Origin of the sequence: Kitasatospora sp. NPDC057518, from assembly GCF_042802075.1 — a bacterium.
Lineage (GTDB): Bacteria > Actinomycetota > Actinomycetes > Streptomycetales > Streptomycetaceae > Kitasatospora.
On the sequence record NZ_JBHVEU010000467.1, the window covers coordinates 1 to 6,960 of the forward strand.

10 protein-coding genes are annotated in these 6,960 nt (G+C 71.0%); 7 read left to right on the top strand and 3 right to left on the bottom strand.

The annotated features are described in order from the left end of the window. From ACFU7Z_RS33310 to ACFU7Z_RS33325, 4 genes are all read left to right on the top strand, one after another. On the top strand, window positions 1–907 hold a 907-nt coding region (locus tag ACFU7Z_RS33310; RefSeq protein WP_380781633.1), incomplete at its 5' end, for an efflux RND transporter periplasmic adaptor subunit. A gap of 9 nt (window positions 908–916) precedes the next feature. Further along, entirely contained in the window at window positions 917–1,771 is an 855-nt protein-coding gene (locus ACFU7Z_RS33315; RefSeq protein WP_380781644.1) for an ABC transporter ATP-binding protein, read from the top strand. Beyond that, window positions 1,768–2,979, top strand: a complete 1,212-nt coding sequence (locus ACFU7Z_RS33320; protein WP_380781635.1) for an ABC transporter permease — start codon at window positions 1,768–1,770, stop codon at window positions 2,977–2,979. Before ACFU7Z_RS33315 ends, ACFU7Z_RS33320 begins: the two co-directional genes overlap by 4 nt. A 12-nt stretch (window positions 2,980–2,991) precedes the next feature. Further along, the gene (locus ACFU7Z_RS33325) at window positions 2,992–3,648 is read left to right on the top strand and encodes a DUF5666 domain-containing protein (RefSeq protein WP_380781637.1); all 657 of its coding nucleotides are present in this window, start codon (window positions 2,992–2,994) and stop codon (window positions 3,646–3,648) included. Window positions 3,649–3,731: 83 nt separating this feature from the next. Here the strand turns inward: ACFU7Z_RS33325 and ACFU7Z_RS33330 are convergent, their stop codons facing one another. Then, a complete protein-coding gene (locus tag ACFU7Z_RS33330) occupies window positions 3,732–3,983 on the bottom strand; it encodes a hypothetical protein (protein WP_049651245.1) in 252 nt (83 codons plus the stop codon). Next, the gene (locus ACFU7Z_RS33335) at window positions 3,980–4,333 is read right to left on the bottom strand and encodes an ATP-binding protein (protein WP_380743920.1); all 354 of its coding nucleotides are present in this window, start codon (window positions 4,331–4,333) and stop codon (window positions 3,980–3,982) included. The genes ACFU7Z_RS33330 and ACFU7Z_RS33335 overlap by 4 nt, the downstream gene beginning before the upstream one ends. Window positions 4,334–4,560: 227 nt before the next feature. Between ACFU7Z_RS33335 and ACFU7Z_RS33340 the strand changes: the two genes are divergently transcribed. Both ACFU7Z_RS33340 and ACFU7Z_RS33345 read left to right on the top strand, forming a co-directional pair. Next, complete coding sequence (locus ACFU7Z_RS33340) at window positions 4,561–5,427, top strand: helix-turn-helix transcriptional regulator (RefSeq protein ID WP_049651247.1); 867 nt, start codon at window positions 4,561–4,563, stop codon at window positions 5,425–5,427. Next, window positions 5,420–5,620 (top strand): DUF397 domain-containing protein, encoded by a 201-nt coding sequence (locus ACFU7Z_RS33345; protein WP_049651248.1) that lies wholly within the window; start codon window positions 5,420–5,422, stop codon window positions 5,618–5,620. Before ACFU7Z_RS33340 ends, ACFU7Z_RS33345 begins: the two co-directional genes overlap by 8 nt. 172 nt (window positions 5,621–5,792) lie before the next feature. Here ACFU7Z_RS33345 and ACFU7Z_RS33350 read toward each other — a convergent pair whose 3' ends face one another. Continuing rightward, window positions 5,793–6,179: a hypothetical protein gene (locus ACFU7Z_RS33350; protein ID WP_380781640.1), complete on the bottom strand. Its 387-nt coding sequence runs from the start codon at window positions 6,177–6,179 to the stop codon at window positions 5,793–5,795. 342 nt (window positions 6,180–6,521) lie between these two features. On the opposite strand from ACFU7Z_RS33350, the gene ACFU7Z_RS33355 reads away from it, so the two are divergent. Then, the gene (locus tag ACFU7Z_RS33355) at window positions 6,522–6,923 is read left to right on the top strand and encodes a hypothetical protein (protein WP_380781642.1); all 402 of its coding nucleotides are present in this window, start codon (window positions 6,522–6,524) and stop codon (window positions 6,921–6,923) included. Window positions 6,924–6,960: the final 37 nt, after the last annotated feature.

The window sequence follows — 6,960 nt, forward strand, 5'->3', positions numbered from 1 at the left end:
GGGCGGGAGCAGTACGCCCGCCCCGCAGACCACCACCGTCACCACCACCAAGGTCGACGACGCGGCCGTGGCCCAGGCCCAGCAGCAGGTCGCCACCGCGCAGACCAACCTGGCCAACGCCCAGGCGGCGCTGACCGGCACCACCCTGACCGCCTCGGTGGACGGCACGGTCGCCTCGGTCTCCGGCAAGGTCGGCGACACCGTCGGGGCCACCGGCTCCGGCGCCTCCGCCTCGTCCTCCTCCGGCAAGTCCACCGGGACCGGCACGGGTTCGGCGGCCGCCCCGAGCGGCTTCATCGTGCTCACCAACCCGACCGGGATGCAGGTCACCGCGAACTTCTCCGAGCTCGACTCGCTCAAGCTGAAGAAGGGCGAGGCGGCCACCGTCACCCTGAACGCGCAGTCCGACACCAAGCTCAACGCGACCGTCCTGTCGGTCAGTTCGCTGCCCACCGGCAGCGGCTCCGGCGGCGCGGCCGGCTCCGCCGCCGTCCAGTACGCGGCCACGCTGCAGATCACCGGCGACACCAGCACGCTGCGCACCGGCCTCAGCGCCACCGTCCAGGTGATCACCGGCGAGGCCGACAACGCGCTCTCGCTGCCCACCTCCGCGCTGTCCGGCACCGGCACCTCGCGCACCGCGACCCTGGTGCAGCCGGACGGCGCCTCCGAGCGGGTCACCGTCGGGGTCGGGGTCGAGGGCGACAGCACGGTGCAGGTGGTCTCCGGGCTGAAGGAGGGCGACAAGGTCGAACTCCCCACCACCAGCGGCGGGAACGGCTTCCCGAACGCCTCCTTCCCGGGCCTCGGCGGCAACCGGGGCGGGGCCGGCGGCGGGGTCTTCCCGGGCGGTTCCGGTGGCGGTGGCGGCGCCGGTGCCGGGGCCGGTCGCGGCGGCAAGGGCTGAGTCGTGAGCATGCGTCACGTCATCGACAAGCGCGTCCCCGCGCACCCCGTCCCGGTGATCCGCATCCGCGGGCTCACCAAGGCGTACGGGCACGGCGACGCCACCGTGCACGCGCTGCGCGGCCCCTCCGACCCGGAGACCGGTGCGCCGCGGGGCGTCAGCCTGGACATCGAACAGGGCGACTTCGTCGCCGTGATGGGCAGCTCCGGCTCCGGCAAGTCCACCCTGATGAACATCCTCGGCTGCCTGGACGTCCCGACCGCCGGCCGCTACCTCCTCGACGGCACCGACGTCGGCCACCTGGACGAGCAGCAGCTCGCACTGGTGCGCAACCGCAAGATCGGCTTCGTCTTCCAGTCCTTCAACCTGGTGCCCCGCACCACCGCCCTCGCCCAGGTCGAGCTGCCGCTCGCCTACGCGGGCGTCCGGACCGCCGAGCGGCGCCGCCGGGCGATGGCCGCGCTGTCGCTCGTCGGGCTCGCCGAGCGGGCCGGCCACAAGCCCAACGAGCTCTCCGGCGGCCAGCAGCAGCGCGTCGCGGTGGCGCGGGCCCTGGTGACGGCGCCCGCGATGCTGCTCGCCGACGAGCCGACCGGCAACCTCGACAGCCGCTCGACGGAGGAGGTGCTGGCCCTGATCGACGGGCTCAACGCCACCGGCCGCACGGTCGTGCTGATCACCCACGAGGACGAGGTCGCCCGGCACGCCAAGCGGGTGCTGCGACTGGTCGACGGGCAGATCGTGAGCGATCTGCGGCAGGCGCCCGTGGAGGGGCCGCCGCCCTTCCTGGACGCGGCCTACGCGGAGCTCGCGGCGGGCCCGGCAGGCGCGGCCGGCGTGGCGGGCGCGGAGGTGCCGGCGTGATCCTCTGGCAGACGCTCCGCTTCGCGGTCGGCGGCCTGGCCGCCAACAAGGTGCGCTCGGCGCTCACCATGCTCGGCGTGCTGATCGGCGTGGCCTCGGTGATCCTGCTGCTGGCGGTCGGCAACGGCTCGTCGGTGGCGGTGAAGGACTCGATCACCTCGCTCGGCACCAACTCCCTGACGGTCAGCTCCGGTTCGGCCAACGGCGGCTCCCGGGCCACCTCCTCGGTGAAGAAGCTGACGGTCGCCGACGCCAAGGCGCTGGCGAGCGACACCGACGCGGGGGCGATCAGGTCGGTCGCCCCGGTGGTCACCACCAGCGGCACCGCGCTGTACGGGAACATCTCGTACAGCCCCGGCTCGATCGTCGGCACCTACCCGTCGTACTTCGAGACCGCCAACCAGAAGGTCGCGCACGGCGAGTACTTCACCGACGACGACGTGCTCGACTCGCGCAAGGTCGCTGTGCTCGGCGCGACGACGGCCAAGCAGCTGTTCGACACCGAGAACCCGGTCGGCAAGTCCGTGGTGCTGGGCGGCACGCCGTTCACCGTGGTCGGCGTGCTCCAGGCCAAGGGCGGCAGCGGCTTCACCGACCCGGACGACGTGGTCATCGCCCCGCTGCCGACGGTGCAGAACGCCTTCACCGGCTTCGGCTCTGTCAACCAGATCCTGGTCCAGGCCGCGAACGCGGACAGCACCACGGCCGCCCAGTCCGAGATCACCCGCGTCCTGCTCGGCACGCACGCGATCGCCGACCCCGCCAAGGCGGACTTCCGGATCACCAGCCAGGCCTCCCTGCTCACCGCGAGGGAGAGCACGACGAAGACCTTCACCGTGCTGCTCGGCGCGGTGGCCGCGATCTCGCTGCTGGTCGGCGGGATCGGGATCACCAACATCATGCTGGTGACGGTCACCGAGCGGACCAGGGAGATCGGCATCCGCAAGGCGCTCGGCGCCCCGCGCGCGGTGATCCTCGGGCAGTTCCTCACCGAGTCGACGCTGCTCTCGGTGATCGGCGCGGGGTTGGGCGTGGCCGCCGGGATCGCCGGCTCGCACTTCAGCATCGTCGGCATCAAACCCGTGGTGATCCCCGAATCGGTGCTCGGCGCCTTCGCCATCGCCGTCGCCATCGGGCTGTTCTTCGGCAGCTACCCCGCCAACCGGGCCGCCTCGCTGCGGCCGATCGACGCCCTCCGGCACGAGTAGGACTCCACTGTCATGAGCAAAGAGATCGCCACCGTCGGGCCCGGAACCCCCGCCGAGCAGGTCGCCCTCCTCGCCACCCCGCCGGACGCGCGGGACGTGAGCGCCGAACTGGCCGCGCCGCCGAGGCGGAAGCTGCCCTGGCTCAGCCTGCTGCTGGCGGGCGGCGTGATCGCCACCGGGGCGTTCGCGGGCGGGGTCTGGTACCAGCAGAACAACGGGCCGACGGGCGGCGGGAAGTCCTCCGCCCGGCCGGCGGCCGCCGCTGCGGGTGCGGCTGCTCAGGGAGGCGGCTACGGGCAGGGGCAGGGCGGCTCCCGCCGTGGGGGCCAGGGCACCGGGCAGGGCGCTGGGCAGGGCGGGCAGGCCGGCTTCGCCCGGGGCACGGTCAAGGCCGTCGACGGCAACACCGTCTACCTGACCGACACCAACGGCAACACCATCAAGGTCACCACCGGCGACGCGACGAAGGTCCAGCTCAACAAGGAGGGCAAGGTCGGGGACCTGCAGCCCGGCCAGAGCGTGACGGTCGTCGGCACCCCCGACGCCAACGGTGGCTACACCGCCAGCCAGCTGCTCGAAGGCGCCGCCGGCGGGGGCTTCGGCGGTGGCTTTGGTGGTGGAGGCGGCGGTGCCGGTGGCGGCGCCCCCAGGAACCCGTCCGGCGGCTGACCCGGAGCCGACGGACGCCGCGAGGCCCTCGCCCCTTCGGTGGGCGAGGGCCTTCGCATGTGTTCAGCGCGGTACGAGGAGGCTCACCGCTCCCACGCCGCCTCCCGGTCCAGGTCCCGCAGCAGGTGGAGGAGGTTGACGAGGGTGCTCACGGGCGCGTTGCCGAAGTCGACCAGGAGACGCCCGTCGAGGATCGTCTCGCCCGCCGAGGCCGAGCCCCAGAGCAGCCCGTACGGGAGGCCCCGACGGTGCAACTCCCCGAGCAGGCCGGTGATGTGCGGGGCGGCGAAGTTCCGCATCCGGGGGTCGTCGGGGGCGATCGGTTCGCGGGTCACGCGGCGGAGTCCAGCTCGTACCAGACCGTCTTGCCACGCTCCTGGGGGTCGACGCCCCAGCGGTGGGTGAGCCCGGCGACGAGCTGGAGGCCCCGGCCGGACTCGGCGAGCAGGGAGAGGGGCTTCTCCTGGGGGAGCAGGGCGCTCTCGTCCGCGACGCAGACCCGGAGGGTGTCGACGTCGAGGGAGAAGTAGACGACGGGCGAGGCGGTACCGGCGTGCCGCCACGCGTTGACGATGAGTTCGCCGAGGGCGAGTTCGGCGTTGAAGATGGTCTCGGTGTCCCAGGAGGCGCGGGTCAGGGCGCTCCGCAGGGCCTGCCGGGTGAGGGTGAGGGAGGGGGTGTTCAAGGTGCACACGGGAACCTCCGAGAGGTATGGGTGTGGAGGGGGAGAGCCGCGAGCCGGACCAGGGCGTGGCCGCTCTTCGGCCGGAGGGCAGCAGGCGCCTACTGCCCTGAACCAAGGCGTGTCTGACGATCCATCGGATCGTTCTGAGGGTGACGATAGCGTGAGGCGCCACAGATTTGTGGCGATCCACGAGAAGTTCCCCCGAACGGGGCTGGCAGACTGGTCCCATGGCCCTTCGATCGAACCCGACGCTTCGCCAGTTGCGGTTGGGTGCCGAACTTCGCAGGATGCGGGAACAGGCCGGCCTCGGCGGCAGCCAGCTCGCCCGCGCACTGGGCATCAACCCCGCCCACGTGACGCAGATGGAGAGCGGCAAGACCGGCATCAGCGTCGAACGCCTGCGCACGATCGCGGCGTTGTGCATGTGCGTCAACGAGCCCCTGATCGACGCGCTCGCGGACATCATCACGGACCGCGACAAGGGAGGCTGGTGGGAGGAGTACCGGGGGAACCTTTCGCAGGACTTCCTCGAGATGGCCGAGATGGAGAATCGCGCCCACGCGCTGTCCACCTACACCATGGCCTTCATCCCCGGGTTGCTCCAAACGGCTGATTATGCTTCTGCGGTCTTTGCCCGAGGGTTCCCGCTCCTTCCCCAGCACGAAGTTGACCTGAGGACTGCCTTCCGCATGCGGCGGCAGGACGTGGTCCGCTCTGGTGAGACTCCGTACTCGGCCTTCATCCATGAGGCCGCGCTACGTATGCAGTTCAGCGGGCCCAAGGTCCAAGCCGAGCAGCTTGGTGGCCTCATCGAGGACTCCGAGCGGTCGACCATCTCCATCCGGGTCGTCCTGTTCGATGTGGACACTCTTCCGGTCAACCATGAGAACTTCACGTATGTCGAAGGCCCGATCCCTGAGCTCGGCACAGTACAGATGGATTCCGGACTCGACAGCGTGCTGTTCGACGCGCCGGCCCATATCGCCCAGTTCCGCTCCCTGCTTGACGGGATCGGTTCGGCGGCCCTATCGGAAGAGGATTCCCGGGAGTTCATTCAATCCATCAAGAAGGACATGGAGAGCAAAAATGCCTAACTTCACCTGGCAGAAGTCCAGCTACTCGGCTGCGAACTCTCAATGCGTTGAAGTTCGCGCCGCACAGGGGGTGATCGAGCTCCGGGAGTCCGACGAGGGCGACGTCATCGTCCGAACCGCCCAGGTCAAGTTCGCGGCCTTCCTTCAGGGTGCGAAGGCGGGCGAGTTCGACCACCTGGCCACCACCACCTAGCGAACCGTTCCGGCGGCCCCTTGCTCCTCCGCAAGGGGCCGCCGGCGTGCTTCAGAAGTGGTCGGGGCCCGACCCTGCCACCGCGAACTCCACTCCGCCGTCGACCAGTTCGGCGTCCCGGACCGGATGACCCCCGATCCAGGCCGGGGTGCGGTCCGTCCCTCTCCCGCGCCTACGGCTGGATCACGAAATACACCACGAAGCCCGCGGTCACGCACAGGAAGAACTGCACCATGAAGCCCCAGGTGAGCGGCACTTCGTCCCTGTCGCCCGCCTCGTCGGCCGCCAGTTGCAGGCGCGCCATACGTCCGAGGTGCCCGGCCGTTCCCAGCGTCAGCGACAGCATCGCCAGCGCGTACATCGACAGCGCGCCGGCCGGGGTCGTCCCGTTCATGTGGGAGCGCCCGACCAGGAAGAGGGCTCCGACCAGCGGCGCCAGGGCCACCATGATCCGGTACTGCCGGGTCACCTGCGGCGGTATCGCCATCGCCCAGAACAGCACCGTCGTCAGCGCGACGATCCACCACCAGGTGGCCACGCTCAGGCCCAGTGGAGTCATGCCCCCACCCCCCACATCACGGACGTTCGCTCACGTCCACTGACGATCACACTATTCAGACCAGCCCCCGCCCCGCGCCGCCCGGACCCCGCAAGATCCCGCCCGGTCCCCTGCCGGTTCCCGGCAAGAACCCGATAAGACCCGGCACAGGAAGTCGGCCGGCCCGACTTCCTGCGCACCGCCTCCGCCCTGGCGGCCCCTCCCGCCGTAGAGGCGGCTCTCCCTCCGGAACGGTTCGCTGGGAGTGGGGCTGGACCCACCCCCTTGTGGGGCTGGACCCATACTCGGCCGCGCGTCCGCTCCGTAGCGTCGTTCCCACAACGACACGGAGGGGAAAGAACCATGGCGCCCACGGCCCACCAGTCCACCTTCACCACGGTGAAGAAGTGCATCACGCTCTTCGGCCTAGCCGGTGCCATCGTCCTCGGCACGGTCGCCGTGATGGCGTCCATCGGCCACCCGACGACCCCGTTCATGTGGATCCGCGGCGTCATCTTCCTCGCCGTCGCCCCGTACCTCCACCGGCTGGCCACCCGCGCCGCCGACGGCTCCGCCAAGGCCTTCGACCGCGTCCGCACCCTCTCCACCGTGATGCCGATCGCCATCATCGCCGTGGACCTCATCCCCGGCCTCTGCCCGCCCTGGTACGCCGTCCTCCAGGGCCTCTCCGCCCTCGCCCTCCTCGCCGTCGCCATCCTCACCCGCACCCCCGCCCTGCGCGCCGCCTTCCCCACCGCCGACTGAACCGCCACCCCCACCCCCACCCCGACTCGGCGCAGGA

What these genes read in the sequence shown, in the direction of transcription:
- ACFU7Z_RS33315 (WP_380781644.1), top strand. Translation starts at nt 917, where the DNA reads ATGCGTCACGTCATCGACAAGCGCGTCCCCGCGCACCCCGTCCCGGTG.
- ACFU7Z_RS33325 (WP_380781637.1), top strand. Translation starts at nt 2,992, where the DNA reads ATGAGCAAAGAGATCGCCACCGTCGGGCCCGGAACCCCCGCCGAGCAG.
- ACFU7Z_RS33340 (WP_049651247.1), top strand. Translation starts at nt 4,561, where the DNA reads ATGGCCCTTCGATCGAACCCGACGCTTCGCCAGTTGCGGTTGGGTGCC.
- ACFU7Z_RS33345 (WP_049651248.1), top strand. Translation starts at nt 5,420, where the DNA reads ATGCCTAACTTCACCTGGCAGAAGTCCAGCTACTCGGCTGCGAACTCT.
- ACFU7Z_RS33350 (WP_380781640.1), bottom strand. Translation starts at nt 6,179, where the DNA reads ATGACTCCACTGGGCCTGAGCGTGGCCACCTGGTGGTGGATCGTCGCG.
- ACFU7Z_RS33355 (WP_380781642.1), top strand. Translation starts at nt 6,522, where the DNA reads ATGGCGCCCACGGCCCACCAGTCCACCTTCACCACGGTGAAGAAGTGC.